Source organism: Pseudomonas sp. MIS38 (genome assembly GCF_019891575.1).
Classification (GTDB): domain Bacteria; phylum Pseudomonadota; class Gammaproteobacteria; order Pseudomonadales; family Pseudomonadaceae; genus Aquipseudomonas; species Aquipseudomonas putida_A.
Window position 1 is genome coordinate 63123 of sequence record NZ_JAFLXF010000003.1, and the last position, 25468, is coordinate 88590.

Sequence of the window (25468 nt, forward strand, 5' to 3'; positions counted from 1 at the left end):
TGTGGGAGCGGGCTTGCTCGCGAAAGCGGTCTGCCAGCCAGCAGAGAAAAATCTGACTAAATGCGACCTGCAGGCGCATACGGCGCCGGATCAATAATCGGCGCACGCCCCAGCATCACATCGGCAAACAACTGACATGACGCCGGCGCCAGCACCAGCCCGTTGCGGTAATGCCCGCAGTTCAGCCACAACCCCTCAAACCCCGGCACGCGGCCGATATACGGGATTCCCTCAGGCGAGCCCGGGCGCAAACCGGCCCAGTGCCCCACCACTTCGGCCTCCGCCAGCGCCGGCAGCAGCTCGACCGCCGAAGCCTTGAGGCTCTGCAACGCGACATCGGTCGGCGTCTTGTCGTAGCCTTCGTGCTCCAGCGTACTGCCGATCAGAATGTGCCCGTCGCGACGCGGAATCGCATAACGCCCCTTGGCCAGCACCATGCTCGGCAGGAAATCCGCTGCGCATTTGTAGAGAATCATCTGGCCCTTGACCGGCTCCACCGGCAGCGTCAGGTCCAGCGTCTTGAGCAGATCACCGCTCCATGCCCCGGCCGTCAGCACCACCTGATCGCCACTGATCACGCCTCTGGACGTCTCGACGCCAACCACCCGCTCGCCTTCGCGAACAAACCCGCTGACTTCGCATTGCTCGTGAATCGTCACGTTCGGCAGCGCCAGCAAAGCGGCTTTCAATGATTTGACGAGGCGCGGGTTACGCACATTGGCCACATCGGCCATGTAGATCGCCCGGGAGAACCCGCCGCCCAACACCGGCACTGCGTCGTGCGCCGCCGAGATATCCACAGCCCGCAGCGGACGGTTTTCCCGCTCGGCCCAAGCCAGCGCCTCGGCTTCATCCTCCAGATCCAGCCAATACAGGCCGGTGGTGTGCACTTCGGGATCAACCCCGGTATCGGCAAACAGCCGCTCGCCCAGCTGTGGATAAAAATCCTGCGACCAATGCGCCAGCGCGGTGACTGCCGGGCTATAGCGCCACGGGTACAGCGGCGAAACGATACCGCCGCCGGCCCAGGACGATTCCTGGCCGACGTTCGAGCGATCCAGCAGTACCACGCTGCGCACTTCGGAGGCGAGGTTGTAGGCGGTCAGCAGGCCAATCACCCCGCCACCGACAATCACCACTTGCTGTTGCCTGGTCATGTTTGATCCAACCGTAAAAAAGACAGTGGGCGCAAAAGGCGCCCTTGAGAAGGTACCTCAGCGGCCCCAGCAATCCTTGGTGGTCAGCCCGGTGGTTGCGTTGTTCATGCTGCGCACACCCGTATTGGTCAGGGTGAAGTCCCCGCACTTGTCGGTGGCCATGGCAGTGCCGGCCTTGCGGGTGGCCGTCAGCAGGAAGGTCTGATCAGCGATCGTCGGGGTGATGGTGTAGAAATCATTGCCCGCGCTCAGACCGGTGATGCCGGTGTAGACATTGTTTTTGGTGTAGAAGCGTTCGAGGCTCTGCGCCTGCTCCGAGAGCAGCGACACCACTTCGGCGCGCCGGCCCTTTTTCAGGTATTCGGTGTAGCTCGGTGCGGCGATGGTGATGATGATCCCGATGATCGCAATCACGATCATGATTTCGATCAGGGTGAAACCTCGGTTGAATCTGCGCATGCCTCAAACTCTCACTTACTGTATTTGTCGCCACATGATACGCCGGCTGCCGCCGCCGGATTTTTCCACCAGTGTGGTGACAGTGCCACTGGAATCGTTGACGATCTTGCGCGTTGCGCCATTGACGATGGCGTTCAGGGTGGGGATCCCGCCGGTGAACACCACGCCGCTGGAAATCGTGTCGTTGCTGTCGACCACGCCATCGGCGTTGGTGTCGAGCACAGCGTAGTTGAGCATCTTACCGCTGAACGCATCCAGTTCGACCAGTTTGCCGGTGCCGAAACTGGCACACGGGTCGGTGGTGTCGACACTGGCGGTGGTAAACACGATGCGTCCGAGCACCAGACTGGCCTGATTGATCACCCGCTCGCCGGTCAGTACGTTGTTGTACACCAAGGGCAGGTACCAGCCCTTCTCCGCCGGATAGGTCGTGTCATTCTGGCTGGTGGTGATGAACTGCCCGGTGCTGCCAGAGAACACTCCGGTCACGGCCTGTGCCTGCAGGCTGCTGACCGTCAGTTGCCCGGAACCGCCGTCGGCATCCCACACTGAGTAGAACGCCTGCAAATCCTTGTTGGTCTTGTCGGCGGTCTCGTTGAATTTGCCGGTGCCGACGAAGATCTGTTTGCCCCCCAGCGAATTGTCCGCCAGCAGCAGCTGCGCGGTGATCGGCTGAGTCGCTCCGCCCGCCGTAGTGAACAGTGGTTTGCCGGAAAACGCCACGCCCCAGCTGTCGGTCGACGTCGCGCTCAGATCGAATTTCCACAGACGTCCTTTCAGGTCACCTCCGTAAGCGGCCTGCACCACGTTCGACGAATTGACCTTGAGCTTCACCGACGACAAACCATTGGTGGTTTCAGTGCTGTCGATCACGATCTTCTTGATCAACGAACCGTCACGCACATCCAGCACATACAACGCCGCCACTCCGGAGTTGCTGCCATAACCATTGGCAATGAACGCCGCCCAGCGACCATCCGCCAAGCGTGCCACTTCCGGCCGGGCATAGGCGTAACCCAGATCATTGAATACGTTGGCAGTGTTCACCGTGGCAGGTGCACTGACTTCCCACAGGGCATTGAGCACATTGCCCGCGGACGCGTCGAACAGCTGCAGCGCGTAGAAGGTCTTGCCGCCGGCACCGGTGCCGCCGATGGCCACGGTTTTCCAGGCACTGTTGAACTGAAGATCGTAGACCCCGACCTGGCCGTCCACCAGAAACTTGTGGCTGACGCCATTGATGTACGCCGGATCGGCAATCAGCCGCAGCGACGGCAATACGCTGGACGGCATGTAGGCATAGCGTCGAGTGCCGTTGGCCGAGTTGATCACGTTGACGAAACCGTCATTGGCGTTCACCACCAGATTGGCATTCATGTTCGCCGCTTTGGTGGTCAGGTAAGTGGTGTAGGTGGTGTCGCCCGACAGGTCGGAGGCGGTTTTGTCGCTGGGCGAGGCCAGTACCAGCGGCGAGTTGATGATGTCGCCGAGCAACACGCTGCGCACCTTGAGCCCGGTCTTGTTGGTGCCCTTGCTCCACTCCACCAGATCACTGCCGCTGATGCCGGTGGGCAGGCTCTGGCTGAGCGTCGTCTGTTGGGTCGCGGAAAAGTTGCCGTAGGCCAGAGTCACGGCGGCATTGCTGCTGGTGTTCCACGATTGATAGGTCGGTGCGGTCGCGCCCGGCACGATGGTGGTATCGGTGGTCCACAACGCTGCCGAGGTGTTCACCGCGCCAGCCGAAGTGAAGCCAAAGGATTTGATCGTGCCGCGCCAGTCCTTGGGGTCGTAACTGGTCTGGAAATAACTGGTGCCACTGGCCAGCGTGGTGCCGCTGGTGACACCGCTGCCGCCGGAGCCGGCCTTGGAAGTGATGTCGCTCAACGCCGAGGACAGCGCACTGTTGAGACCGGTGCTGTCGCTCGCCTGGTAATACTTGCCCTGCCCATAGGCAGCGGCGTCGGAAAGCATGTCGTTGTCGGCGGTAAAGCCGACGGTGTAGGTGTTCATGTTCTGCTTGGGAAAATCCGCCGAACTCCAGCTCTTGCCCGCCGCATCGACGCCGGTCGAACGCATGTCGATGTCGTAGGCGAACTTGGCGATGTCATCCAGATACAGCGTGTCGCCTTCATTGTCTCCATTGAGGTTGTTGCCGTCATTGTTGATGCCGTCCCAGTTCGGCAAGCGACTTCCGCCCAACGGGTCATTGGTGGGAAACGTGCGGTCATACGTCGGAAGGCCGTCGGTGATCACTACGCCATAGTTCTTCTGGCAGCGGTACTGGATCGGACTGGTGTAAGTGGTGGGTGTGCTGTTGTAGTACGGCGTCATGCCGCGCATGTACCGGGTGATTTCGTAATAGGTTTCCGCCAATGGCGTGTTGGCCACGGCCCCCAAACCACCGATCGCCGAAATCAACGCATTGTAGTTGGCGTCGGCCTGCGCCTGGGTCACGCTGCCGGAGACCGGCGACAGATCACTGATGGAACGAGCGATGTATCCTCCGTTCCCGGGGTTGTTGCTGGTCACCGGGTTGAAGGTCGACAGGCCCATGCGCAAGTTACGGTTGCTGGTGACCAGTGCGGTGGACACGTTGCGCGCGACGTTGATCCGATAGTCGTTGGGAATCGCCCCGGTGGTGAAGTCGCGCGTGCCGTTGTTGATCGCCAGCCCGACCACATAGGCGATGTAGTCCCCCGTGTAGCGAGTATTGCCGCCGCCCACCGGATCAGGCAGTTTCAGGCACAACGGCGCGACGCTGTTGTTGTAGAAGGCGAAGGCGCCGCCGGAGCAACCGGAGGTCGGCAGGTTCGAGAGAAACACCGGATCGCCAGTGATCGCCGTCGAACTCAGGCACAGCCCGAGCAACGCATTACATTGCCGGGCCGGTGTACGCGTGACGTCGGGGTCGAATCCTGCCGCGTAAATGATGCTGTTCATGCTGCCGGAATCGTCGATCAGCAACATCACGTTGGGCGGTACCGCAGCGGCACTCAGCAGCGGCGAGTCGGAAGGCGTGAACGCATAAGCCGGCGCTGCCAGATAAAAGCTCAGCAGCATGCCGGCCAACAACGTCCGGCAGCGCTCAATACTTCGCATAGACACTCTCCACCACACTGCGCGAAGTGCCGGCGATGCCGACAGCGGTCACTCGGTACAAGGTCGCCGAGGTGTTGCTCGGCACGTTCACCGCCGTCAGCGTGGTACCGATGTTCTGCACACCATAGAAGCCGTTACCTGCGGCGACCCACGTCACCCCCGAGGTCGAGTTGAGCCCCGCCGCACTGACCACCGAGGACTCCGCTGGCGGCGCACACTGCGTGGCGCTGGCACACACCGCCAGCGAATAACTGTCGAGTTGCACCGCACTCTCGCCGATGCGCAACGCTGCCTCGGCGGTCTGGAACGACTGATTGCGCAGGCTGACACTGCCGGCCATTTTTTCCTGCAGGTTGGCGCTCTGCATCGACGATAGCCCGATCAAGGTCAGCAGCAACAGAAACACCAGACTGACCAGCAACACCATGCCACGCTGGTTTTGCCGCTGGTCGAAGGTCATCCTCATCGGCCCGGCCCTCATTGCAAGCGGTTGCGCAAAGCGGCAACCACGTTGAAGGTTTGGTTGGCCACCCGGTTGTTCGGGTCGGTGAGGGTCAGGCTCAGTCGCACACTGCGGATGCGTGCCGGATCGCTGGGATTGGCGCTGTACGAGGACGCCGCGACATCGGTGGCGGACGTCGCCAGACCGAACATCACAGTGAAGGCGCTGACGTTGTTCACCAACACCTGTTGGGTCGGCGTGCCGCTGCCGGTGCCCATGAGAATCTGGTTGTTGCTGAAGCTGTAGATCAAGCGGCGGATCGGAAAAGCGATCTGCCCGCTCGCTGCCGCCCGCAACCCGGTATAGGCCGTGGCGCTGTTGCGGCAATCGGAGACCACCGTCCAGGTCGGCGTGCCACCACTGCCGCCGACATCAGCGGTAACCAGAGTCAGCTTGAGGTTGCTGTTGTCCCAACTGATCGGGGTGATCTGCGCCGCGGTGAAATCCCCTGCCGAGCTCGCATCAGTAATCGTGCCCAGACAGCCGAACATGCCGACCATGCGCAATTCCTGAATCATCTTGCTCAGGACAAAACGTGCGTCTTCCTGCATCGCGGCAGCGGTGTTCTGGCTGACGTAAGTGTTTTTAGCGGCGAGGAACGTCTGCACCACGCCCAGCACGATGATCAGCCCAATCGCCAGGGCGATGAGCATTTCGATCAGGCCGAAACCTCGATTGGAGCGCTTCATGGGCCGGCCACCGGATCGACCGTGGCGCGACTGGTCAGAACGAAGCTGCGGGTGGTACCGGTGGCATTCGCCGCCCGTGAGTCATTCCAGTTGATGGTGATGGTGTACACCCGCTGATTGAGGGTGATCGTACCGGTGGCAGTCGGCCCACCGAAATTGACGATGTTGGTGGTGAAATCGTAGAGATCCTGATCGCGGGCCACGCTGAGGTTGCCCGAGGTAGGCGGCGTGACGGTGTAATCAGCGGCGGAGTTGGCACGGATGCGGTCCATCATGTCGTAGGCGATGAAGCTCGCCTGACTGGTCATCCGCGAACTGTCGGTGTACTTCAGCGCATTCACTTGAACGGCTGCCGCGCCCAATATCCCGACGGTCAGAATCAGCAACGCGACCAGCACTTCGATCAGCGACATGCCCTCCTGTGCCTGTGTGCTCCCTGCCCTCATCCGCAACTTCCACCCAATTGAATTCGTCCATTCAGACACACGTTCAGCGTCCTGCTTTGTGTGCCCAACACGTAACTGATGGCCACCGCCGTCGACGGCGCCGCCAGACCGCCCAGGTTGTTGAAATCCAGTGCGGTCACTCCTGAGGGTAGCGTCAGAGTCGCGCCGCTGCTCATCGCTGGAACAACCCGCAATACATTGGCCGGTGTGCCAGTACTGTCGTAGACCGACAATTCGCCGGTCCACACGCTGCCGCCGGCGCTCGGGCGCAGGCGCGTGGTCACGCCGCGATCAATCGCCTCCAGCCGGGCATAGTTGATGGCGCGCTGCAGGTCGCCCATTTCGGTGTCGGCCTTGCTGCTCTGGATCGAGCGGGTGAAGCCCGGCACCGCCAGGGTGATGAGGATCACCATCACCGCTACCGCAGCCAACAACTCGGGCAGCGTGAAACCTTTTGTACGATGATCCATCGATGCCCTCCGTTGCCGTCGGCTATACCTGCTTCTACAAACTAGAACATTCAACCGGCCCTCGTCGGTTGATTTGCCCTGCCCGGCGAAAAGGATCGCGCCGGGCTTCATGCTCCACGGAGGGAGTTGTCATGCCGCAACAGGGTTTCAGCCTGATTGAATTGCTTATGGGACTGGCGATTGGCGCAATTGTTCTGTCGCTGGTCAGCCCGGCGTTCGCCACCTTCACCGAGTCGACCCATCGCGACCAAGCGGCGCAGTCGCTGCTCGACGGAATTCGCAACGCCCGCACCCTGGCCATCACCCGCAACCAGAGCGTGGTAATCCATGGCATCAACGGCGACTGGAGTCAGGGCTGGCGGATCATTCTGGATATCAGCGGCAAGGGGTCGCTGGACAGCAGCAACCCGCTGCTGGTGGAGCATACGAGTGACGGGCGGACACCGATTGTCGGTAATTGGGCGGTCAGTCGTTACGTGCGCTTCAGCAGTCTTGGACAACCGCTGATGCCCGGGCGGGCATTTCAGGCAGGGACATTACATATCTGTTCGGCACGCGAGCCGGTCAGCCAGCGCCAGGTGGTGCTGGCGGCAACCGGCCGGGTGCGCCTGACCAGCGCAAAGGCTGAGCAGGCGCTGTGCCTGAAGGCGAAGAGCGTCAGATCGAACGGACGCGCAGCTCTTTCGGCATCGAGAAGGTGATGTTCTCTTCGCGACCGGCCAGTTCATCGGCACCGGTCGCGCCCCAGGCTTGCAACTGCTGGATCACGCCGCGAACCAGCACTTCCGGTGCGGAGGCACCAGCGGTGATGCCTATGCGCTCGACACCCTCGAACCAGCTCTTCTGCAGGTCTTCGGCGCCGTCGATCAGGTAGGCCGGCGTGGCCATGCGTTCGGCCAGCTCACGCAGGCGGTTGGAGTTGGAGCTGTTCGGGCTGCCCACCACCAACACCACATCGCATTCGTCGGCCAGTTGCTTGACCGCGTCCTGACGGTTTTGCGTGGCGTAGCAGATGTCGTCCTTGCGCGGACCACCGATGGCCGGGAAACGTGTGCGCAGGGCATCGATCACCCGACTGGTGTCGTCCATCGACAGGGTGGTCTGGGTCACGAACGCCAGTTTTTCCGGGTTCCGTACTTGCAGTTCGGCTACGTCTTTCTCGTCTTCGACGAGGTAGATCGCGCCGCCATTGCTGGCGTCGTACTGGCCCATGGTGCCTTCGACTTCCGGGTGACCGGCGTGGCCGATCAGGATGCACTCACGGCCGTCGCGGCTGTATTTCGCGACTTCGATGTGCACCTTGGTCACCAGCGGGCAAGTGGCGTCGAATACCTTCAGGCCACGGCCGGCGGCTTCGCTGCGTACGGCTTGAGAAACGCCGTGAGCACTGAAGATTACGATGACGTCGTCCGGCACCTGATCCAGCTCCTCGACGAAGATCGCGCCACGGCTGCGCAGGTCTTCGACGACAAATTTGTTGTGCACCACTTCATGACGCACGTAGATCGGCGGCCCGAAGACTTCCAGGGCGCGGTTGACGATTTCGATCGCCCGGTCCACGCCGGCGCAGAAGCCACGGGGGTTGGCGAGTTTGATTTGCATGCTGTGCCTCGTGTCTTGCGCGCGAAATAAATTTACGTCCTGCTGATCGAGCACATTGCTCAAATACAGCAAAAATCCAATGTGGGAGCGGGCTTGCTCGCGAAAGCAGTGTGTCAGACAACGTCTATGTTGAATGTCAGTCAGCATTCGCGAGCAAGCCCGCTCCCACCATTGTTCTGCGATGTACTCAGATCGCTTTGACGTTGATGATCTCGACGTCAAAGGTCAGTGTCTTGCCGGCCAGCGGGTGGTTGAAGTCAATGGTCACTTGCGCGTCATCGAACTCTTTCACCACACCCGGCAGCTCAGTATTGGCCGCATCATTGAAGATCACCAGCAAACCCGGCGACAACTCCATGTCGACGAACTGCGAACGCGGGATGATCTGCACGTTTTGCGGGTTCGGCTGGCCGAAAGCGTTTTCCGGCTCGACGGTCAGCGTACGCTTGTCGCCGGCCTTGAAGCCGAACAATGCTGCTTCGAAACCCGGCAGCAGGTTGCCGTCGCCGACCTTGAAGGTCGCCGGAGCCTTGTCGAACGTGCTGTCGACCGTGTCGCCGTTCTCCAGGCGCAATGCAAAGTGCAAAGTGACTTCCGTGTTCTGGCCGATGCGTTGCTCAGCCAATACCTGTTCAGTCATGAACGGCTTCTCCGGTTTTCTTACTTTTGAACATGTCCAGTGCCAGCATCACCGCACCGACGGTGATGGCGCTGTCGGCGAAGTTGAACGCCGGGAAGTACCAGCGGTTTTGCCAGTGCACCAGAATGAAGTCGATCACATGGCCCAGGGCAATGCGGTCATACAGATTGCCCAGCGCGCCGCCCAGCACCAGCGCCAAAGCGACAGCCAGCCAGGTATCGTTGCGGCCCAGACGCTTGAGCCAGACCACCAGCACCGCACTGACCACAATCGCGATCAGGGCGAACAGCCAGCGCTGCCAGCCGGAGCTGTCAGCCAGGAAGCTGAAGGCCGCGCCGGTGTTGTAGGCCAGGGTCCAGCTGAAGTAATCGGGAATGATCACGATCTGCTGGAACATTTCGAGCTTGCCTTCGAAGTAGAACTTGCTGGCTTGGTCGATGACCAGAACCAGCAAACTCAACCAGAGCCAGCTCAACCGTCCGAAACGGCCAACGGCGTTAGGCATAGTGACGAACCTCGCCGGCGCCGCTGATGTTGTCGACGCAACGACCGCAGATTTCCGGATGCTCCGGGTTCACGCCAACGTCTTCGCGGCAGTGCCAGCAACGGGCGCATTTCGGGAAGGCCGATTTTACGATCTTCAGTTTCAGGCCGCTGACTTCGGTGGCTACCGCGTCCGCAGGTGCCTGAACGAAAGGTGCCACGCTGGCAGTCGAGGTGATCAATACAAAGCGCAGCTCGTTGCTCAGCTTGGCCAGGTCGGCACTCAGCGCCTCTTCGGCGAACAGCGTCACTTCGGCTTGCAGGTTGCCACCGACGGCTTTGGCCGCACGCTGGATTTCCATCTCTTTGTTGACCGCTACCTTCACTTCCATGATGCGATCCCAGTAGGCACGACCCAGCTCGAAGCCTTCCGGCAGCTCGGTCAGACCTTCGTACCAGGTGTTGAGCATCACCGATTCGTTGCGCTCGCCCGGCAGGTACTGCCACAGCTCGTCGGCGGTGAACGCGAGGATCGGCGCGATCCAGCGTACCAGCGCTTCGGAGATGTGGAACAGCGCGGTCTGGCACGAGCGACGTGCCTTGCTGTCGGCGCCGGTGGTGTACTGGCGATCCTTGATGATGTCGAGATAGAAACCACCCAGCTCCTGCACGCAGAAGTTGTGGATCTTCGAGTAGACGTTCCAGAAACGGTATTCGCCGTAGTGCTCTTGCAACTCGCGTTGCAGCAGCAGGGTACGATCCACGGCCCAGCGATCCAGTGCGAGCATGTCTTCAGCCGGCAGCAGGTCGGTGGCCGGGTTGAAACCGGTCAGGTTGGAAAGCAGGAAACGCGCGGTGTTACGGATGCGACGATAGGCGTCCGCGCTGCGCTGCAGGATCTGCTCGGACACGGCCATTTCGCCGGAGTAGTCGGTCGACGCAACCCACAGACGCATGATGTCGGCGCCCAGGGTGTCGTTGACTTTCTGCGGCGCAATCACGTTGCCCAGCGATTTGGACATCTTGCGGCCGGACTCATCGACGGTGAAACCGTGGGTCAGCAACTCGCGGTACGGCGCGTGGTTGTCGATGGCGCAACCGGTCAACAGCGACGAGTGGAACCAGCCGCGGTGCTGGTCGGAACCTTCCAGGTACAGGTCGGCGCGCGGGCCGGTTTCGTGACCCATCGGGTGCGAACCGCGCAGCACGTGCCAGTGGGTGGTGCCCGAGTCGAACCACACGTCGAGGGTATCGCTGATCTTGTCGTACAGCGGCGCTTCGTCGCCCAGCAGTTCGGTGGCGTCGAGCTTGAACCAGGCTTCGATGCCTTCGACTTCAACGCGCTTGGCGACTTCTTCCATCAGCTCGACGGTGCGTGGGTGCAGTTCGCCGCTTTCCTTGTTGAGGAAGAACGGGATCGGCACGCCCCAGTTACGCTGACGGGAGATGCACCAGTCCGGACGGTTGGCGATCATCGAGTGCAGGCGCGCCTGGCCCCAGGCCGGAACGAACTTGGTGTCTTCGATGGCTTTGAGCGAGCGCACGCGCAGGGTGTCGCCGCTGACCGGCTCCTTGTCCATGCCGATGAACCACTGCGCGGTAGCGCGGTAGATCAGCGGGGTCTTGTGGCGCCAGCAATGCATGTAGCTGTGTTCGATGACGGTGGTGTGCAGCAGCGCACCGACTTCGGTGAGTTTTTCGACGATGGCCGGGTTGGCCTTCCAGATGAACTGGCCGCCAAAGAACTCCAGCGACGGCACGTACACGCCGTTGCTTTGTACCGGATTGAGGATGTCATCGTTGACCATGCCGTACTTCTTGCAGGTCACGAAGTCGTCCACACCGTAGGCCGGGGCGGAGTGAACCACACCTGTGCCGGCGCCCAGTTCGACGTAGTCGGCCAGGTACACCGGCGACAGGCGGTCGTAGAACGGGTGACGGAAGTTGATCAGTTCCAGTGCCGCGCCCGGCGCGGTGGCCAGTACGGTGCCTTCTACGCCATAACGCGACAGGCAGGATTCAACCAGCTCTTCAGCCAGGACCAGCAGCTTGTCGCCGATATCAACCAGGGCGTAATTGAATTCAGGGTGAACGTTCAATGCCTGGTTGGCCGGGATGGTCCACGGGGTGGTGGTCCAGATCACGATCGAAGCGGGTTTGCTCAGCGATGGCAGACCGAACGCGGCGGCCAGTTTGGCTTCGTCGGCGATCGGGAAAGCCACGTCGATGGTCGAGGACTTCTTGTTCTCGTACTCGACTTCGGCTTCGGCCAGCGCCGAACCGCAGTCGAAGCACCAGTTCACCGGCTTCAGGCCCTTGAACACGAAACCGCCCTTGACGATTTCGGCGAGAGCGCGGATTTCACCGGCCTCGTTCTTGAAGTTCATGGTCTTGTACGGGTTGGCGAAGTCGCCCAGCACGCCGAGGCGGATGAACTCGGTCTTCTGTCCTTCGATCTGCTCGGTGGCGTAGGCACGGCACAGCTCACGGGTCTTGTCCGCGCCCAGGTTCTTGCCGTGGGTCACTTCAACCTTGTGCTCGATCGGCAGGCCGTGGCAGTCCCAGCCCGGGACATACGGCGCGTCGAAGCCCGACAGGGTCTTCGAGCGGATGATCATGTCCTTGAGAATCTTGTTCAGTGCGTGACCGATGTGGATCGTGCCGTTGGCGTACGGAGGGCCGTCGTGCAGGACGAACTTCGGACGATCCTTGCCAATCTCGCGCAACTTTCCGTACAGGCCAATACTGTCCCAGCGCTGCAGGATCTGCGGTTCGCGCTGTGGCAGGCCGGCCTTCATTGGGAAGGCGGTGTCCGGAAGGTTTAGCGTGGCTTTATAGTCGGTCATTTAAGGCTCTTCATTAGCGATGGGCGCTAGGTGCGGCTAGTGCACGGGCGGCGGCGACATCCGCGTTGATCGCCGTTTTCAGTGCCTCCAGGGAGGCGAAACGCTGCTCTTCACGCAGCTTTTGGTGGAAAACCACCGTCAGACGCCGGTCATACAGATCGCCGGCAAAATCCAGTAGATGAACTTCAAGGTGGGCTTTGCCATCACCTTGGACCGTAGGCCGCACGCCAATATTGGCGACGCCGGGCCAGGTCTTGCCGTCGATGTCCACATCCACCAGGTAAACCCCGGTGAACGGTACGCGACGGCGCTTGAGTTGAATGTTGGCAGTGGGCGTACCCAGTTGCCGGGCCAGTTTCTGACCGTGCAGCACGCGACCGGCGATCCGGTACGGGCGACCGAGCAAGCGTTCGGCCAAGGCAAAATCGGCGGCGGCCAACGCGTTGCGCACCTGAGTGCTGCTGACGCGAATGCCGTCCAGCTCGACGGTTTGCGCGGCTTCCACGGTAAAACCGTGAACCTGGCCGGCCTGCAGCAGAAAATCGAAATCGCCAAGGCGATCGCAGCCGAAGCGGAAATCGTCGCCGACTTCCAGATGCTGCACGCCGAGGCCGTCCACCAGGATGGTATCGACGAACTCACTGGCGCTGAGCTTGCTCAGGCGCTGATTGAAAGCCAGGCACAACACCCGGTCGACGCCTTCGGCGGCCAGCAGCTGCAGCTTGTCACGCAAGCGGGCCAGACGCGCCGGAGCGGTCTCCGGGGCAAAGAATTCCCGTGGCTGCGGCTCGAAAATCACCACGCAGCTGGGTACCCCCAACTCGAGCGCACGCTCACGCAGCCGGGCCAGGATAGCCTGGTGACCACGGTGAACACCGTCAAAGTTGCCAATAGTGGCGACGCAGCCCCGATGCTGGGGGCGCAAGTTGTGGAGGCCTCGAACCAGCTGCATAACGCGCTTCTTGCTCATAAAGTGGTCGATTATAACCACACCCGACGGTCGACGACAGGCAACACCGTAACGCAAAGTGATCGAGCCGACAAAACTGCCGGCCCGCGCCCGTTTATAAAGGCTGAAACCTCAGCTCAAAGCCTTGCGATTGAAGTCGCGCAGACGGAAACCGAGCAGCAGCAACATACCGAAATATGCCACCACACCGGCAACTACCAATGCCCCCAGACGCAGGAAGCGCTCCAGCATGTGCCCCTGATCCCAGGCCGGCATGAAATGCATGCCCAGTAGTAATACCGCCGACATGACCGCTACCGCCACTACCAGTTTGAAGCCGAACATGTACCAGCCCGGTTGCGGCTGATACATCTTTTGCTTGCGCAGTTGATAGAACAGCAGCCCGGCATTGAGGCAGGCACCGGCACTGATCGCCAGCGCCAGACCGGCGTGAGCCAGCGGCCCGATCAACACCAGGTTGAACAGTTGAGTGACGATCAGGGTGAAGATTGCGATTTTTACCGGGGTGCGGATGTTCTGTTGCGCGTAAAAGCCCGGCGCCAGCACTTTGATCACGATAATTCCGAGCAGACCGACAGAATAGGCAATCAGCGCACGCTGGGTCATGGACGCATCAAACGCGCTGAACTGGCCGTACTGGAACAGTGACACGGTCAGCGGCTCGGCAAGAATCCCCAGCGCCAGCGCACACGGCAACACCAACACGAAGCATAGGCGCAGGCCCCAATCGAGGATCCGCGAGTATTCGTGGCGATCCTTGCTCGCATAAGTCTTGGCCAGCGTCGGCAGCAAAATCGTGCCCAACGCTACGCCGAGCACGCCGGACGGCAATTCCATCAAACGGTCGGCGTAATACATCCACGACACCGAACCGGCCACCAGGAACGAGGCGAAAATGGTGTTGATGATCAGCGAAATCTGGCTGACCGAGACACCGATGATCGCCGGCAGCATTTGCTTCATCACTCGCCAGACGCCGGTATCGCGCAGATTCAGACGCGGCAGCACCAGCATGCCGATTTTTTTCAAGTGCGGCAGTTGATAGAGCAACTGCGCCAGACCACCGACCAGTACCGCCCAGCCGAGGGCCATGACTGGTGGATCGAAATACGGCGTGAGAAACAGCGAAAACACAATCATGCTGACGTTGAGCAGGGTCGGCACGAACGCTGGCACCGAAAAGCGGTTCCAGGTGTTGAGAATCGCCCCGGCCAGCGAGGACAGGGAGATCAGCAATATATAAGGGAACGTCACCCGCAGCAGGTCGGAGGTGAGCTGGAATTTTTCCGGCGTGTCGGCAAAACCCGGCGCCGTGGCCCAGATCACCCACGGCGCGGCGATCATGCCCAGCACGGTGACCAATGCCAGCACCAGGGTCAGCAGGCCCGAGACATAAGCAATAAAGGTACGGGTCGCCTCTTCACCCTGCTGACTCTTGTATTCCGCCAGAATCGGCACAAAGGCCTGCGAGAACGCGCCCTCGGCGAAGATTCGCCGCAGCAGGTTGGGCAGTTTGAAGGCAATAAAAAAGGCATCCGTCGCCATTCCGGCACCGAACGTGCGAGCGATGAGCGTGTCACGGACGAACCCGAGAACCCGGGAAAGCATGGTGATAGAGCTGACGGCGGCCAACGATTTGAGCAGATTCATTGAGGGAATGTGTGCCTGTCGATAAACAGCAGGCGAACAATGCGCCTACTTGTGCGATACTCTGCGCCGCAACAGCACAGAGCCAAAGCTCGCGAGTTTACAGGTCAAGCGCCGGAAATAAATATCCCGCCTCTTTACACCTACCACTTAGCGGAACGTTTCAAGCGCCCTTGACAAGACTTCTCTTCATCGGCATGATTCGCGGCCTATTTTGTTTGCTATTTCCTAAAAAGTCTTTCGAGGAGCTCGACGGTGGCCAACTCACCTTCCGCCAAAAAACGTGCAAAACAGGCTGAGAAGCGTCGCAGCCACAACGCCAGCCTGCGTTCCATGGTTCGTACCTACATCAAGAATGTAGTTAAGGCCATCGACGCAAAAGACGCTGAAAAAGCTCAAGCTGCATACGTTCTGGCTGTGCCAGTTATCGACCGCATGGCCGATAAAGGCATCATCCACAAGAACAAGGCTGCTCGTCATAAGAGCCGTCTGAATGGCCACGTCAAGGCACTGAAAGAAGCTGCTTAATCGACGTAGTCATTAAAAAACCGACCTTAGGGTCGGTTTTTTATTGCCTGCGATTTGGTGAATCCCGCACATAAAAAAGTGGGAGCGGGCTTGCTCGCGAATACAATCTGTCAGCCGGCATCTCTAGCGACTGACACGACCTCTTCGCGAACAAGCCCGCTCCCACATTGTGGATTTGCGGCGTTATTGCTGGACCGGCACCCACGGCACGATCGGGATCGCCGTCACCGCATTCTGCGGGCTACCCTCGATCACGCGATCGCTGTAAACCAGGTACACCAGCGTATTGCGCTTCTTGTCGAGGAAACGCACCACCTGCATGGTCTTGAATACCAGCGACGTGCGCTCCTTGAACACCTCATCACCATCCTTCAGTTCGCCCTTGAACTTGATCGGACCGACCTGACGACAGGCGATCGACGCCTCGGCGCGATCCTCGGCCAGACCCAGACCACCCTTCACCCCTCCCGTCTTGGCGCGAGACAGGTAGCAGGTCACACCGTCGACCTTCGGATCATCGAAAGCCTCGACCACAATCCGGTCGTTCGGGCCGACGAACTTGAATACCGTCGACACCTGACCGATTTCCTCGGCCGAGGCCAGCAATGGCAACGCCATCAGCAGACCCAACAATCCTTTTGCCATACGCATCGCGCTTTTCCTCAGACCAGAATCAGGTTGTCACGGTGAACCAGTTCCGGCTCAGCCATGTAGCCCAGCACGCCGACAATCGCGTCCGACGACTGACCAATGATTTTTTGCGCTTCAAGCGCACTGTAGTTGGCCAGGCCACGGGCAATCTCGCGACCGTCCGGCGCCACGCAAACCACCATCTCGCCGCGACGGAAACTGCCCTGAACCAATTTGACGCCGACCGGCAACAGACTCTTGTTGCCCTGCGACAATGCCGACACCGCGCCCTCGTCCAGCACCAGTGTGCCGCGAGTCTGCAGATGCCCGGCCAGCCACTGCTTGCGCGCCGCGAGCATGCCGCGCTCAGGCGACAGCAGCGTACCGATGCGCTCGCCAGCCTTCAGGCGATCGAGCACTCGCTCCAGACGCCCACCAACGATGATCGTGTGCGCCCCGGAGCGCGCCGCCAGCCGCGCCGCACGCAGCTTGGTCTGCATGCCGCCACGCCCCAGCGCGCCACCAGTACCGCCCGCCACCGCATCAAGCGTCGGATCATCGGCGCGCGCTTCGTAAATCAGTTGCGCATCAGGGTTATTGCGCGGGTCGGCGTCGAACATGCCGTCGCGATCGGTGAGGATCACCAGCAGATCAGCCTCGACCAGGTTGGCCACCAGCGCCGCGAGCGTGTCGTTGTCGCCGAAACGGATCTCGTCGGTGACAACTGTGTCGTTTTCATTGATCACCGGGATGACTTTCAGCTCGACCAGGGCACGCAGAGTGCTGCGGGCGTTCAGGTAGCGCTTGCGGTCGGACAGGTCATCGTGAGTCAGGAGAATCTGCGCGGTGTGCCGGCCATGCTCGGCAAAGCTCGACTCCCAGGCCTGCACCAAGCCCATCTGGCCGATTGCAGCAGCGGCCTGGAGCTCGTGCATCGCACTGGGTCGTGCGGTCCAGCCCAGACGACTCATGCCGGCAGCCACCGCCCCGGAGGACACCAGCACCAACTCGACACCTGACTCATGCAGGGCGACCATTTGCTCGACCCAGACACTCATTGCCGCACGATCCAGCCCTTTGCCATCAGCTGTCAGCAAAGCGCTGCCGATCTTCACGACCCAACGCTGCGCACCTGTCACTTTGCTCCGCATCATCTTCAACCTTAGCTTGAGGACAGCGCGACCCAGCGCTGCCCGTTAATCGTGACTACCGATTTCCAGATACTAAAACGCCGCTCGATTGAGCGGCGCTTAAGTTTACTGCAACGAATCAGTCGCGCACGTAAATGATTTCCGGACCGTCTTCATCATCCACATCTTCTTCGTCCCAGTCATCGTCGCCGATGTCGTGGACCGACTTCACGCCGCTGCGACGCAGGGCACGCTTGTCATCCAGCGCCTGCAACTGCGCACGAGCTTCGTCTTCGATGCGCTGATCGAGATCGGCCAGCTCTTCCTTGTACGCCGGGTCGTTAGCCAGGCGATCGGCACGATCTTCCAGATAACGCATGATGTCGCGGGTCAGGCGCTCGGTGCCTTCTTTGGCGATGGCCGAGATCACGTAGACAGGACCTTCCCACTGCAGGCGATCAACGATTTCCTTGACGCGCTCTTCGTGCTCTTCCTCGAGGATCTGGTCACACTTGTTCAGCACCAGCCAGCGATCACGCTCGGCCAGCGACGGACTGAATTTGACCAGCTCGTTGACGATCACTTCAGCCGCGTCCGGTGCACTGGTGTCATCCAGCGGCGCCATGTCGACGAGGTGCAGCAACAGACGCGTACGCGCCAAGTGCTTGAGGAAGCGAATACCCAGGCCGGCACCGTCGGAAGCGCCTTCGATCAGCCCCGGAATGTCGGCGATGACGAAGCTTTTCCAGCGGTCAACGCTGACCACACCCAGGTTCGGCACCAGCGTGGTGAACGGGTAGTCGGCAACTTTCGGCTTGGCCGCCGACACCGAACGGATAAAGGTACTTTTACCGGCATTCGGCAAGCCCAGCAGACCAACGTCAGCCAGCACTTTCATTTCCAGTTTCAGATCGCGCTGCTCACCCGGCTTGCCCGGAGTGGTCTGGCGCGGCGCACGGTTGGTACTGGATTTGAAACGGGTGTTACCCAGACCGTGCCAACCGCCCTGCACTACCATCAGTTTCTGGCCGGCCTTGGTCAGGTCGCCAATCACTTCCTGGGTGGCCGAGTCGATCACGGTGGTACCGACCGGCACGCGCAGGATCAGGTCTTCACCCTTCTTGCCGGTGCAATCGGTGCTGCCGCCGTTGGAGCCACGCTCGGCATCGAAGTGCCGGGTGTAACGGTAGTCGACCAGGGTGTTGAGGTTTTCGTCGGCCATCATGTAGATGGAACCACCGTCACCGCCATCACCGCCGTTCGGGCCGCCGTTTTCAATGAATTTTTCCCGACGGAAACTCATGCAGCCATTGCCGCCGTCGCCAGCTTTTACGCGGATCGATACTTCGTCTACAAACTTCATAACTCAACGCCTCTCGCCATACGGACGAGCCGAAAAACAATCAAGACATAAGACTCTTGCAAAAATGAGCGCAGCGACCCCAAAACACGACCTGCATCGCACGCCGACAGCCCATACAAACAGTTTTGCAAGAGACTCACCCCACAAACGAAAAAGCCCCGTCGCAAGACAGGGCTCTTCCAGCGATCTCGCGATTAAGCCGCGACAACGCTCACGTAACGACGACCGAAGGCGCCTTTTACTTCAAACTTGATCACGCCTTCGATTTTCGCGAAGAGGGTGTGATCCTTACCCATGCCAACGCCGTAGCCAGCGTGGAATTGGGTGCCGCGCTGACGCACGATGATGTTGCCGGCCTTGATGACCTGGCCGCCATACATCTTCACGCCAAGGCGTTTGGCTTCTGAGTCGCGACCGTTACGGGTACTACCACCAGCTTTTTTGTGTGCCATGAGTTCAATTCTCCTAGTGAGGAATTAGGCTGTAATTAAGCCTGAATACCGGTGATTTTGATCTCGGTGAACCACTGGCGGTGGCCCATACGCTTCATGTGGTGCTTACGGCGACGGAACTTGATGATGCGGACTTTATCGTGACGACCTTGGGAGATCACTTCAGCCTTGACGGTTGCGCCAGCAACAACAGGTGCGCCGATGTTCACGTCGTCGCCATTGGCGACCAGCAGAACGCGGTCAAAAGTCACGGATTCGCCAGTAGCGACTTCCAGTTTTTCGATCTTCAGGTATTCACCTTCAGCGACCTTGTATTGCTTACCGCCGGTAACGATTACTGCGTACATGGTATTTCTCCGATAATCCTGCTCACCCAGCTCTTTATAAGAAGAGGTATTGGCTGGCATGGCTGCATGGGGCTGGAACGGCCCAAGTGCAATTGCGTAAGGCAGGTGCTGCCCAGGAAGTTCAGGGTGCGCGATTGTACGCAAGCCGCGAGAGTCACGCAAGTGGCCGTCCATCGCGCCTTGACAGGCCCCGGTGTGGGTCCTAGCATGCCGCGCAACCCTTCTGGAGCAACTGTCGCTGATGCAACCCCAAGCTTTCTACCGCGCGGTGGCGGACGATTTTAACGCCGTCGACGGCATCATCAAGAAGCAGCTGACTTCCCGAGTGCCGCTGGTATCGAAAATCGGCGATTACATCACCTCGGCCGGCGGCAAACGCCTGCGTCCTTTATTGGTGCTGCTGTGCGGTAAGGCCCTGGGTCGCGAAGGCGACGACATGCGCCTGCTGGCCGCCACCATCGAATTCCTGCACACCGCGACCCTGCTGCATGACGACGTGGTCGACATGTCCGGCATGCGCCGTGGCCGCTCGACCGCCAACGCTATGTGGGGCAACGCCCCGAGCGTGCTGGTCGGCGACTTCCTGTACTCGCGCTCGTTCGAAATGATGGTCGAGCTGGGCTCGATGCCGGTGATGAAGATCCTGTCCCAGGCCACGCGCATCATCGCAGAAGGCGAAGTGTTGCAACTGTCCAAGGTACGCGACGCCAGCACCACCGAAGAAACCTACATGGAAGTCATCCGCGGCAAGACCGCGATGCTTTTCGAAGCCTCGACCCACAGCGCCGCCGCACTGGCCGGTGCCACCGCCGAGCAGAGCGAAGCCCTGCGCACCTTCGGTGATCACCTCGGTGTGGCATTCCAGCTGGTCGACGACCTGCTGGACTACAAGGGTGATGCCGAGACTCTGGGCAAGAACGTCGGTGACGATCTGGCCGAAGGCAAGCCGACCCTGCCGCTGATCTACACCATGCGCGAAGGTACGCCGGAGCAAGCTGCTCTGGTACGTCAGGCGATCCAGAAAGGCGGGATCGAAGACCTCGAAAGTATCCGCATCGCCGTGGAAGCCTCGGGTTCGCTGGAGTACACCGCGCAACTGGCCCGCGACTACGTGGCCCGTGCGATCAAGTGCCTCGACGCGCTGCCGGCCAGCGAATACCGCGATGCACTGGTGGAACTGAGCGAATTTGCGGTCGCCCGCACGCACTGATCTGCCTTCTGTGGGAGCGGGCTTGCTCGCGAAAGCAACCTGTCATTCAACATTAATGTTCAATGACACACCGCATTCGCGAGCAAGCCCGCTCCCACAGTTGTTTCTGCTCTATGCCCTCCTGCGCGTAAAACCCTATACAATGTGCGACTTTTAGCGATCCCCTATCAAGGAGCCTTAGTGAGCACGTTGCCACCCTGCCCGAAATGCAATTCCGAATACACCTACGAAGACGGTGCCCAACTGATCTGCCCGGAGTGCGCCCACGAGTGGTCGGCCAACGGCGAAGCCGAAGTGGCATCCGATGATGCCGTGAAGAAAGATTCGGTCGGCAACGTGTTGCAGGACGGCGACACCATCACCGTGATCAAGGACCTGAAAGTCAAGGGCACTTCGCTGGTGGTCAAGGTCGGCACCAAGGTCAAGAATATCCGCCTGTGCGACGGCGACCACGACATCGACTGCAAGATCGACGGCATCGGCCCGATGAAGCTCAAGTCCGAGTTCGTCAGAAAGGTCTGATCCTGCTGTCAGCCATCCCGTGCCCGCCGCGGGATGGTGCGTCACCCTCCCCGCCAGCCCCCGCATTCTCGCGTAATAGCCAGACGCCAGCCGTTTTGACCTTACGCAATCTTTACCCGGAAAAAATCGCATTCCGCCAATAGGCACTTGCTATTTGACGAATAAGAATTATTCTCATTGAAACCTTTCAAGGAGATGAGACCCATGACTTATTTGATCGACGCCTGGCTGGATCGCCCACACCCGTACCTCAGGATCCTGCATCGGGAAACCGGCGAAGTCTGTGCGGTACTGGAAGAAGAAGCCCTGCATGAGCTGCAGGATCAGGGTGATCTGGACGTCAGCAGCCTGAATTCCAGCGAACCGCTGGTGCTCAAGGAGCTGGTGCGCAATCTGTTCCTGTTCTGCTATGCCCGGGCGTTGCGCCCGACCAATGAGCTGCATCACAAGATCGAAATATGATCAGCGCCATGGAAACTGTGGGAGCCAGCCTGCTGGCGAAAGCGCTGTGTCAGGCAACGGATGGGTTGCCAGAAAGGACGCCTTCGCGAGCAAGCCCGCTCCCACATCATTGACCTGTCACAGGGACAGGCCAGGTCTTACAGAACGTCCAGCAGCTCGACGTCGAATACCAGAACGCTGTGCGGCGGGATGCTGCCAACGCCTTGAGCGCCGTAAGCCAGTTCGCTCGGCACGTACAAGCGCCATTTGCTGCCGGCATTCATCAGTTGCAGGGCTTCGGTCCAGCCGGCGATCACGCCGCCCACCGGGAATTCTGCTGGCTGGCCACGATCGTAGGAGCTGTCGAACACAGTGCCGTCGATCAGCATGCCGTGGTAGTGAGTACGCACGGTGTCTTCACGGGATGGCTTGGCGCCTTCGCCCTGGGTCAGCACTTCGAATTGCAGACCGGAAGCCAGGGTGGTGATGCCTTCTTTCTTGGCGTTTTCAGCCAGGAACGCACGGCCTTCGCCTGCGGCGGCTTCAGCCTTGGCAGCGGCTTCGGCTTGCATGATCTCGCGGATCACTTTGAAGCTGGCGGACATGGCTTCCTGATCGACACGGCTTGGCTTGCCGGCGAATGCGTCGGTCAGACCGGCCAGGATGGCGTCCAGGCTGACACCCGGTGGCGGGTTGTCGCGCAGCTGGTCACCCAGCTGACGGCCAATACCGTAGCTGACGCGGGTTTCGTCGGTGGACAGATTTACTTCGGACATGACACTGCTCCGCTGTGCGGACGGCCATCAGACTTGCCGTGCGTGCACAGCGCGTCCCGGCGCGCCCGGAACCAAAAGGGCGAGCAGACTAGCACAGATGCCCGGCGATGGGGCGCAACGCCTACAGGGCCGAGCGCCAGGCCAGCGGCACTTTCAGGCTTTCCTCGTCACTGACGCCCAGGCCGCACATTTCATCGTGCACCGAGGTGTGTACGAGGTTGAACGGCAGCACCGGAAAGTTATGCAATAGATCCCGTGCATGCTCCACCGAACGCAGCTGCAGCATCTCGCCCTTGAGATCACTCAGCGGGTACGCCGCCCCGTGCATCCGCGCCTCGAGCAGATAAATCCCGCCCTCCATGGAGATCAGGTTCAGCTCATCGACCTTTCTGGCGATGGCAAACGCATTCAACTCTTGCAGGTTCATGAACGCACCTCGTGCGGTGGCGAGCCAGGACCCTTACAGGGATATGCCCGCGCGCGCCAAAGCACAAGCCACAAACGACACCGCCCGTCTGTTTCGCAACAGACGGGCGGTGTTTTTGCAGCGATCAAACAATGATCAGTGCTTGGTGAGCTTGTCCAGGTAACCCATCGCGAACGCCGAAATCACGAAGGTCATGTGGATGATCACGTACCACATCAGGTGCTCGGGATCGACGTTCTTGGCATCCATGAAGATCCGCAGCAGGTGGATCGAGGAAATCGCCACGATCGACGCCGCCACTTTCATCTTCAGCGACGAGGAATCCATGGTGCCCAGCCAGCTGAGCTTCTCTTTGCCTTCGTCGATGTTCAGCTCGGACACGAAGTTCTCGTAGCCGGAAATCATCACCATCACCAGCAGGCCGCCCACCAGCGCCATGTCGATCAGCGACAGCAGCACCAGGATCAGATCCGATTCGGCCATGGAAAACACGTTGGGAATGACATGAAACACTTCCTGGAAGAATTTCAATGCCAGCGCCAGCAGCCCGAGGGACAGCCCGATATAGATCGGCGCCAGCAGCCAGCGCGTGGCGTACATTGCATTTTCGATAAAGCGTTCCATTGACTCTCACACAATAAGGATTGAAATCGGCGGCGAGTATACCAGCCGCCCGTGACCGCCAGAAACCGCCCGGCTCGCACCTCCCATCACCGCAACCTGCGTGTGTGTGTGAATTTTTTTCTGCTACTGTCCAAACCATTGACCGCCTAGCGAAAGTGGACAGGACGACTGGAAATGCATGTGCGATTACCGTTGACGACTGCCGGAATTTGCCTCGTTCTGCTGCTGGGTGGCTGCTCACCCGGCGATGAGAAAAAGCCCTCGGTCAGCCTCGACGCGAAGACGGCAACCTTCGAACACTCACTGGACGCCATTACCGACCCGAAACTCAAGGACGCCGTGACCGAACTCGGCGGTTCGCTGCTGCTGCTCGAACGCGCGCAGCTCAAGCTCGACAGCACACCGCTGAAAACCGTCTACGGCGAAGACACCCTCGGCATCCTCAAGCACTACCCTTCGCCGCAGGCGCTGGTCGATACCTTTATCAACGGACTGTTCGTGCTGCACAAGGACGCCAGCTCCGATTACCTTACCGACCTGCAACCGGTATTCCCGTTCAACCTGAACATTCCCGGCGGCTTTCTATTCCCGCACGGCGTGGAATGGCAGTCGGTGACCCTGAGCAACAAGCGCGTGATCGCCTATCAGCCGGAGTGGTCGGAAACCGATCCCGGCATTCAGTTGAGCCCGTCCAGCTCCAACGTCAACAACCCCGATGACCTGACCGTGACCTACCCGTTCATCGAAGGGCTGGACGTGGACAAGAAGAGCCAGCCACAACCGGTGAGCCTGCAAGGCAAAGTCGAAGTCATCGCGCCGCGCCGCCTGTTCAGCTTCAACCTGAGCCAGAAGGACGTCGGCCAGACCCGCACCGATGACAACCTCAGCGTCACCCTGTTGAAGCTTGAAAAGAACTACGCCGAAGTCGAATTCAGCAACAGCCTGCCACTGGCCCCTGAGGTCGAGGGTGCGCAGCTCAATCCAGTCATCGTTCAGGCCCGTGACACCAGCGGGCAATACCTGGTGCGCGCCGGCTCAATCAATGAGAGCCCGGCACAAGTCGCCTTCTACGAGAAACAACTGGCGTATCTGCAACAGCAGAAAACCTGGAGCGAGGCGTTGGAAAAACAGCTGGAGGACGAACAGCAGACCTTCGAGCAGCAGCATCCGCGCCGCTACAACAAGGTCTACTTCAACGGCCCCATCGACACCCTCGAAGTCAGCGTGCTGGATTTCTCATCGGCAACCGTGACCCGCAAAACACTGGATCTGCCAGTGCGCACTTTCAGCCAGCACACCACCGAAAAAGCCATCCAACCGCTGGACCCGGCGGTGGTCGTCTATGACGATCTGGCGCCGAACTGGCTCAAGGGCGCGAGCCTCACCGAGGAAGCGTTGAAGGCCGGTATCCGCATCCATCAGTCCGTGGAGGATCCGAGCGCTGCACGCATCGAGTTCTCTCACCGGCGAACCTTCAACGATGAATTGCTCGGTGATGATTTCAGCCCCGGCGAGAGTCCCGTGACGTTCTTCACCGAGAAACGCAGCGGCAAACTCGATGAGCCGATCGAACTGCCGCCCGAGGCGTATCAGGTCGATCCGCTGCAGGCGACCATCACTTACGATTTGAACCTGTTTCCGGAAACCCCGGCGATTGCCGTGGGGTCGATGCCGCTGTTTCTCGCCAGCGTGGAGAAAAAAGCCTACGACGCCAAATCCCTGCCCAAAGGCCTGGAGATCAAGAACAACACGTTGGTGGTGGACCTGAAACTGTTTCCGGCCAACGCCTGGCGATTCTTCGTCAAGGACGACAGCGGCAACTACCTGAAACAGATTCTCTCGGTCAGTCACGACGCGAGTGCGGATGGCCCGGCGCTGTTCGGCGTGCATTACTTCTATGGCCGTCCAACGCACGTGGAGACCTATCAGCGGACCGAGCTCAATACCGTGCAATACGGCTTTGAGGTCAAACTCGACAAGGCGCAGCAGTCCGACACCGCGCCATGAT

At 60.1% G+C, this 25468-nt stretch carries 27 protein-coding genes; 6 read left to right on the plus strand and 21 right to left on the minus strand.

Translation table 11 applies throughout. The features are described from left to right. Positions 1–56 precede the first annotated feature (56 nt). Genes thiO through J1G18_RS05665 form a run of 7 tightly spaced genes read right to left on the minus strand, consistent with a single transcriptional unit; the run spans position 57 to position 6822 of the window. Positions 57–1157: a glycine oxidase ThiO gene (thiO, locus tag J1G18_RS05635; protein ID WP_223007216.1), complete on the minus strand. Its 1101-nt coding sequence runs from the start codon at positions 1155–1157 to the stop codon at positions 57–59. Between the two features lie 57 nt (positions 1158–1214). After that, on the minus strand, positions 1215–1616 hold the full coding sequence (locus tag J1G18_RS05640; RefSeq protein ID WP_097089243.1) for a type IV pilin protein: 402 nt from the start codon (positions 1614–1616) through the stop codon (positions 1215–1217). A gap of 15 nt (positions 1617–1631) precedes the next feature. Further along, the gene (locus tag J1G18_RS05645; protein WP_223007217.1) at positions 1632–4715 is read right to left on the minus strand and encodes a pilus assembly protein; all 3084 of its coding nucleotides are present in this window, start codon (positions 4713–4715) and stop codon (positions 1632–1634) included. Beyond that, a complete protein-coding gene (locus J1G18_RS05650) occupies positions 4702–5181 on the minus strand; it encodes a PilX N-terminal domain-containing pilus assembly protein (RefSeq protein ID WP_223007218.1) in 480 nt (159 codons plus the stop codon). Before J1G18_RS05650 ends, J1G18_RS05645 begins: the two co-directional genes overlap by 14 nt. 11 nt (positions 5182–5192) lie before the next feature. Then, positions 5193–5906, minus strand: a complete 714-nt coding sequence (locus J1G18_RS05655; protein WP_202370529.1) for a PilW family protein — start codon at positions 5904–5906, stop codon at positions 5193–5195. Then, positions 5903–6352 carry a type IV pilus modification protein PilV gene (pilV, locus tag J1G18_RS05660; protein WP_223007219.1) on the minus strand — a complete coding sequence of 150 codons (450 nt, stop codon included), beginning with the start codon at positions 6350–6352 and terminating at the stop codon, positions 5903–5905. Before pilV ends, J1G18_RS05655 begins: the two co-directional genes overlap by 4 nt. Next, the gene (locus J1G18_RS05665) at positions 6349–6822 is read right to left on the minus strand and encodes a GspH/FimT family pseudopilin (protein WP_098965689.1); all 474 of its coding nucleotides are present in this window, start codon (positions 6820–6822) and stop codon (positions 6349–6351) included. Before J1G18_RS05665 ends, pilV begins: the two co-directional genes overlap by 4 nt. Before the next feature lie 131 nt (positions 6823–6953). Between J1G18_RS05665 and J1G18_RS05670 the strand changes: the two genes are divergently transcribed. Beyond that, positions 6954–7523, plus strand: coding sequence for a GspH/FimT family pseudopilin (locus tag J1G18_RS05670; RefSeq protein WP_135296592.1), 570 nt, complete (start codon positions 6954–6956; stop codon positions 7521–7523). On the opposite strand, the gene ispH is transcribed toward J1G18_RS05670, so the two are convergent. The 6 genes from ispH to murJ form a co-directional block, all read right to left on the minus strand. After that, positions 7480–8424, minus strand: a complete 945-nt coding sequence (ispH, locus tag J1G18_RS05675; RefSeq protein WP_223007220.1) for a 4-hydroxy-3-methylbut-2-enyl diphosphate reductase — start codon at positions 8422–8424, stop codon at positions 7480–7482. The two genes, J1G18_RS05670 and ispH, sit on opposite strands and share 44 nt — an antisense overlap. Positions 8425–8611: 187 nt before the next feature. After that, on the minus strand, positions 8612–9049 hold the full coding sequence (fkpB, locus tag J1G18_RS05680; protein WP_177325639.1) for an FKBP-type peptidyl-prolyl cis-trans isomerase: 438 nt from the start codon (positions 9047–9049) through the stop codon (positions 8612–8614). A 7-nt stretch (positions 9050–9056) separates the two neighbouring features. Continuing rightward, positions 9057–9569, minus strand: a complete 513-nt coding sequence (gene lspA / locus J1G18_RS05685; protein ID WP_007963824.1) for a signal peptidase II — start codon at positions 9567–9569, stop codon at positions 9057–9059. Beyond that, positions 9562–12393 (minus strand): isoleucine--tRNA ligase, encoded by a 2832-nt coding sequence (gene ileS, locus J1G18_RS05690; protein WP_098965695.1) that lies wholly within the window; start codon positions 12391–12393, stop codon positions 9562–9564. The genes lspA and ileS overlap by 8 nt, the downstream gene beginning before the upstream one ends. Positions 12394–12406: 13 nt before the next feature. Then, on the minus strand, positions 12407–13345 hold the full coding sequence (ribF, locus tag J1G18_RS05695; RefSeq protein WP_003228347.1) for a bifunctional riboflavin kinase/FAD synthetase: 939 nt from the start codon (positions 13343–13345) through the stop codon (positions 12407–12409). 129 nt (positions 13346–13474) lie between these two features. Further along, entirely contained in the window at positions 13475–15013 is a 1539-nt protein-coding gene (murJ, locus tag J1G18_RS05700; RefSeq protein ID WP_134787365.1) for a murein biosynthesis integral membrane protein MurJ, read from the minus strand. Positions 15014–15265: 252 nt separating this feature from the next. Here murJ and rpsT point away from each other — a divergent pair, with 252 nt between their 5' ends. Continuing rightward, the gene (rpsT, locus tag J1G18_RS05705) at positions 15266–15538 is read left to right on the plus strand and encodes a 30S ribosomal protein S20 (protein ID WP_003228351.1); all 273 of its coding nucleotides are present in this window, start codon (positions 15266–15268) and stop codon (positions 15536–15538) included. Between the two features lie 183 nt (positions 15539–15721). On the opposite strand, the gene J1G18_RS05710 is transcribed toward rpsT, so the two are convergent. From J1G18_RS05710 to rplU, 5 genes are all read right to left on the minus strand, one after another. Beyond that, positions 15722–16189 carry a CreA family protein gene (locus J1G18_RS05710; protein ID WP_003228353.1) on the minus strand — a complete coding sequence of 156 codons (468 nt, stop codon included), beginning with the start codon at positions 16187–16189 and terminating at the stop codon, positions 15722–15724. A gap of 11 nt (positions 16190–16200) precedes the next feature. Next, positions 16201–17319, minus strand: coding sequence for a glutamate 5-kinase (gene proB, locus J1G18_RS05715; protein WP_098965699.1), 1119 nt, complete (start codon positions 17317–17319; stop codon positions 16201–16203). Positions 17320–17437: 118 nt separating this feature from the next. After that, positions 17438–18661, minus strand: a complete 1224-nt coding sequence (gene cgtA, locus J1G18_RS05720) for an Obg family GTPase CgtA (RefSeq protein ID WP_003228358.1) — start codon at positions 18659–18661, stop codon at positions 17438–17440. A gap of 194 nt (positions 18662–18855) precedes the next feature. Further along, entirely contained in the window at positions 18856–19113 is a 258-nt protein-coding gene (gene rpmA, locus J1G18_RS05725; RefSeq protein WP_003228360.1) for a 50S ribosomal protein L27, read from the minus strand. A gap of 35 nt (positions 19114–19148) precedes the next feature. After that, positions 19149–19460: a 50S ribosomal protein L21 gene (gene rplU, locus J1G18_RS05730; RefSeq protein ID WP_003228361.1), complete on the minus strand. Its 312-nt coding sequence runs from the start codon at positions 19458–19460 to the stop codon at positions 19149–19151. 241 nt (positions 19461–19701) lie between these two features. Between rplU and J1G18_RS05735 the strand changes: the two genes are divergently transcribed. From J1G18_RS05735 to J1G18_RS05745, 3 genes are all read left to right on the plus strand, one after another. Beyond that, a complete protein-coding gene (locus tag J1G18_RS05735) occupies positions 19702–20670 on the plus strand; it encodes a polyprenyl synthetase family protein (protein ID WP_003228362.1) in 969 nt (322 codons plus the stop codon). A gap of 180 nt (positions 20671–20850) precedes the next feature. Further along, the gene (locus J1G18_RS05740; RefSeq protein WP_003228364.1) at positions 20851–21192 is read left to right on the plus strand and encodes a zinc ribbon domain-containing protein YjdM; all 342 of its coding nucleotides are present in this window, start codon (positions 20851–20853) and stop codon (positions 21190–21192) included. 204 nt (positions 21193–21396) lie between these two features. Beyond that, on the plus strand, positions 21397–21654 hold the full coding sequence (locus tag J1G18_RS05745; protein WP_003228365.1) for a hypothetical protein: 258 nt from the start codon (positions 21397–21399) through the stop codon (positions 21652–21654). Positions 21655–21791: 137 nt separating this feature from the next. On the opposite strand, the gene J1G18_RS05750 is transcribed toward J1G18_RS05745, so the two are convergent. From J1G18_RS05750 to J1G18_RS05760, 3 genes are all read right to left on the minus strand, one after another. After that, positions 21792–22409: an FKBP-type peptidyl-prolyl cis-trans isomerase gene (locus tag J1G18_RS05750; RefSeq protein WP_003228367.1), complete on the minus strand. Its 618-nt coding sequence runs from the start codon at positions 22407–22409 to the stop codon at positions 21792–21794. 121 nt (positions 22410–22530) lie between these two features. Further along, on the minus strand, positions 22531–22836 hold the full coding sequence (locus J1G18_RS05755; RefSeq protein ID WP_096795239.1) for a DUF6482 family protein: 306 nt from the start codon (positions 22834–22836) through the stop codon (positions 22531–22533). A 135-nt stretch (positions 22837–22971) separates the two neighbouring features. Continuing rightward, complete coding sequence (locus tag J1G18_RS05760; protein ID WP_007963798.1) at positions 22972–23460, minus strand: TIGR00645 family protein; 489 nt, start codon at positions 23458–23460, stop codon at positions 22972–22974. A 174-nt stretch (positions 23461–23634) separates the two neighbouring features. Between J1G18_RS05760 and J1G18_RS05765 the strand changes: the two genes are divergently transcribed. Continuing rightward, on the plus strand, positions 23635–25467 hold the full coding sequence (locus tag J1G18_RS05765; RefSeq protein ID WP_098965701.1) for a hypothetical protein: 1833 nt from the start codon (positions 23635–23637) through the stop codon (positions 25465–25467). The last annotated feature ends 1 nt before the right edge of the window (position 25468 follow it).

What these genes read in the sequence shown, in the direction of transcription:
- thiO (WP_223007216.1), bottom strand. Translation starts at nt 1,157, where the DNA reads ATGACCAGGCAACAGCAAGTGGTGATTGTCGGTGGCGGGGTGATTGGC.
- J1G18_RS05640 (WP_097089243.1), bottom strand. Translation starts at nt 1,616, where the DNA reads ATGCGCAGATTCAACCGAGGTTTCACCCTGATCGAAATCATGATCGTG.
- J1G18_RS05645 (WP_223007217.1), bottom strand. Translation starts at nt 4,715, where the DNA reads ATGCGAAGTATTGAGCGCTGCCGGACGTTGTTGGCCGGCATGCTGCTG.
- J1G18_RS05650 (WP_223007218.1), bottom strand. Translation starts at nt 5,181, where the DNA reads ATGAGGATGACCTTCGACCAGCGGCAAAACCAGCGTGGCATGGTGTTG.
- J1G18_RS05655 (WP_202370529.1), bottom strand. Translation starts at nt 5,906, where the DNA reads ATGAAGCGCTCCAATCGAGGTTTCGGCCTGATCGAAATGCTCATCGCC.
- pilV (WP_223007219.1), bottom strand. Translation starts at nt 6,352, where the DNA reads ATGAGGGCAGGGAGCACACAGGCACAGGAGGGCATGTCGCTGATCGAA.
- J1G18_RS05665 (WP_098965689.1), bottom strand. Translation starts at nt 6,822, where the DNA reads ATGGATCATCGTACAAAAGGTTTCACGCTGCCCGAGTTGTTGGCTGCG.
- J1G18_RS05670 (WP_135296592.1), top strand. Translation starts at nt 6,954, where the DNA reads ATGCCGCAACAGGGTTTCAGCCTGATTGAATTGCTTATGGGACTGGCG.
- ispH (WP_223007220.1), bottom strand. Translation starts at nt 8,424, where the DNA reads ATGCAAATCAAACTCGCCAACCCCCGTGGCTTCTGCGCCGGCGTGGAC.
- lspA (WP_007963824.1), bottom strand. Translation starts at nt 9,569, where the DNA reads ATGCCTAACGCCGTTGGCCGTTTCGGACGGTTGAGCTGGCTCTGGTTG.
- ileS (WP_098965695.1), bottom strand. Translation starts at nt 12,393, where the DNA reads ATGACCGACTATAAAGCCACGCTAAACCTTCCGGACACCGCCTTCCCA.
- ribF (WP_003228347.1), bottom strand. Translation starts at nt 13,345, where the DNA reads ATGCAGCTGGTTCGAGGCCTCCACAACTTGCGCCCCCAGCATCGGGGC.
- murJ (WP_134787365.1), bottom strand. Translation starts at nt 15,013, where the DNA reads ATGAATCTGCTCAAATCGTTGGCCGCCGTCAGCTCTATCACCATGCTT.
- J1G18_RS05710 (WP_003228353.1), bottom strand. Translation starts at nt 16,189, where the DNA reads ATGCGTATGGCAAAAGGATTGTTGGGTCTGCTGATGGCGTTGCCATTG.
- proB (WP_098965699.1), bottom strand. Translation starts at nt 17,319, where the DNA reads ATGCGGAGCAAAGTGACAGGTGCGCAGCGTTGGGTCGTGAAGATCGGC.
- cgtA (WP_003228358.1), bottom strand. Translation starts at nt 18,661, where the DNA reads ATGAAGTTTGTAGACGAAGTATCGATCCGCGTAAAAGCTGGCGACGGC.
- rpmA (WP_003228360.1), bottom strand. Translation starts at nt 19,113, where the DNA reads ATGGCACACAAAAAAGCTGGTGGTAGTACCCGTAACGGTCGCGACTCA.
- rplU (WP_003228361.1), bottom strand. Translation starts at nt 19,460, where the DNA reads ATGTACGCAGTAATCGTTACCGGCGGTAAGCAATACAAGGTCGCTGAA.
- J1G18_RS05735 (WP_003228362.1), top strand. Translation starts at nt 19,702, where the DNA reads ATGCAACCCCAAGCTTTCTACCGCGCGGTGGCGGACGATTTTAACGCC.
- J1G18_RS05745 (WP_003228365.1), top strand. Translation starts at nt 21,397, where the DNA reads ATGACTTATTTGATCGACGCCTGGCTGGATCGCCCACACCCGTACCTC.
- J1G18_RS05750 (WP_003228367.1), bottom strand. Translation starts at nt 22,409, where the DNA reads ATGTCCGAAGTAAATCTGTCCACCGACGAAACCCGCGTCAGCTACGGT.
- J1G18_RS05755 (WP_096795239.1), bottom strand. Translation starts at nt 22,836, where the DNA reads ATGAACCTGCAAGAGTTGAATGCGTTTGCCATCGCCAGAAAGGTCGAT.
- J1G18_RS05760 (WP_007963798.1), bottom strand. Translation starts at nt 23,460, where the DNA reads ATGGAACGCTTTATCGAAAATGCAATGTACGCCACGCGCTGGCTGCTG.
- J1G18_RS05765 (WP_098965701.1), top strand. Translation starts at nt 23,635, where the DNA reads ATGCATGTGCGATTACCGTTGACGACTGCCGGAATTTGCCTCGTTCTG.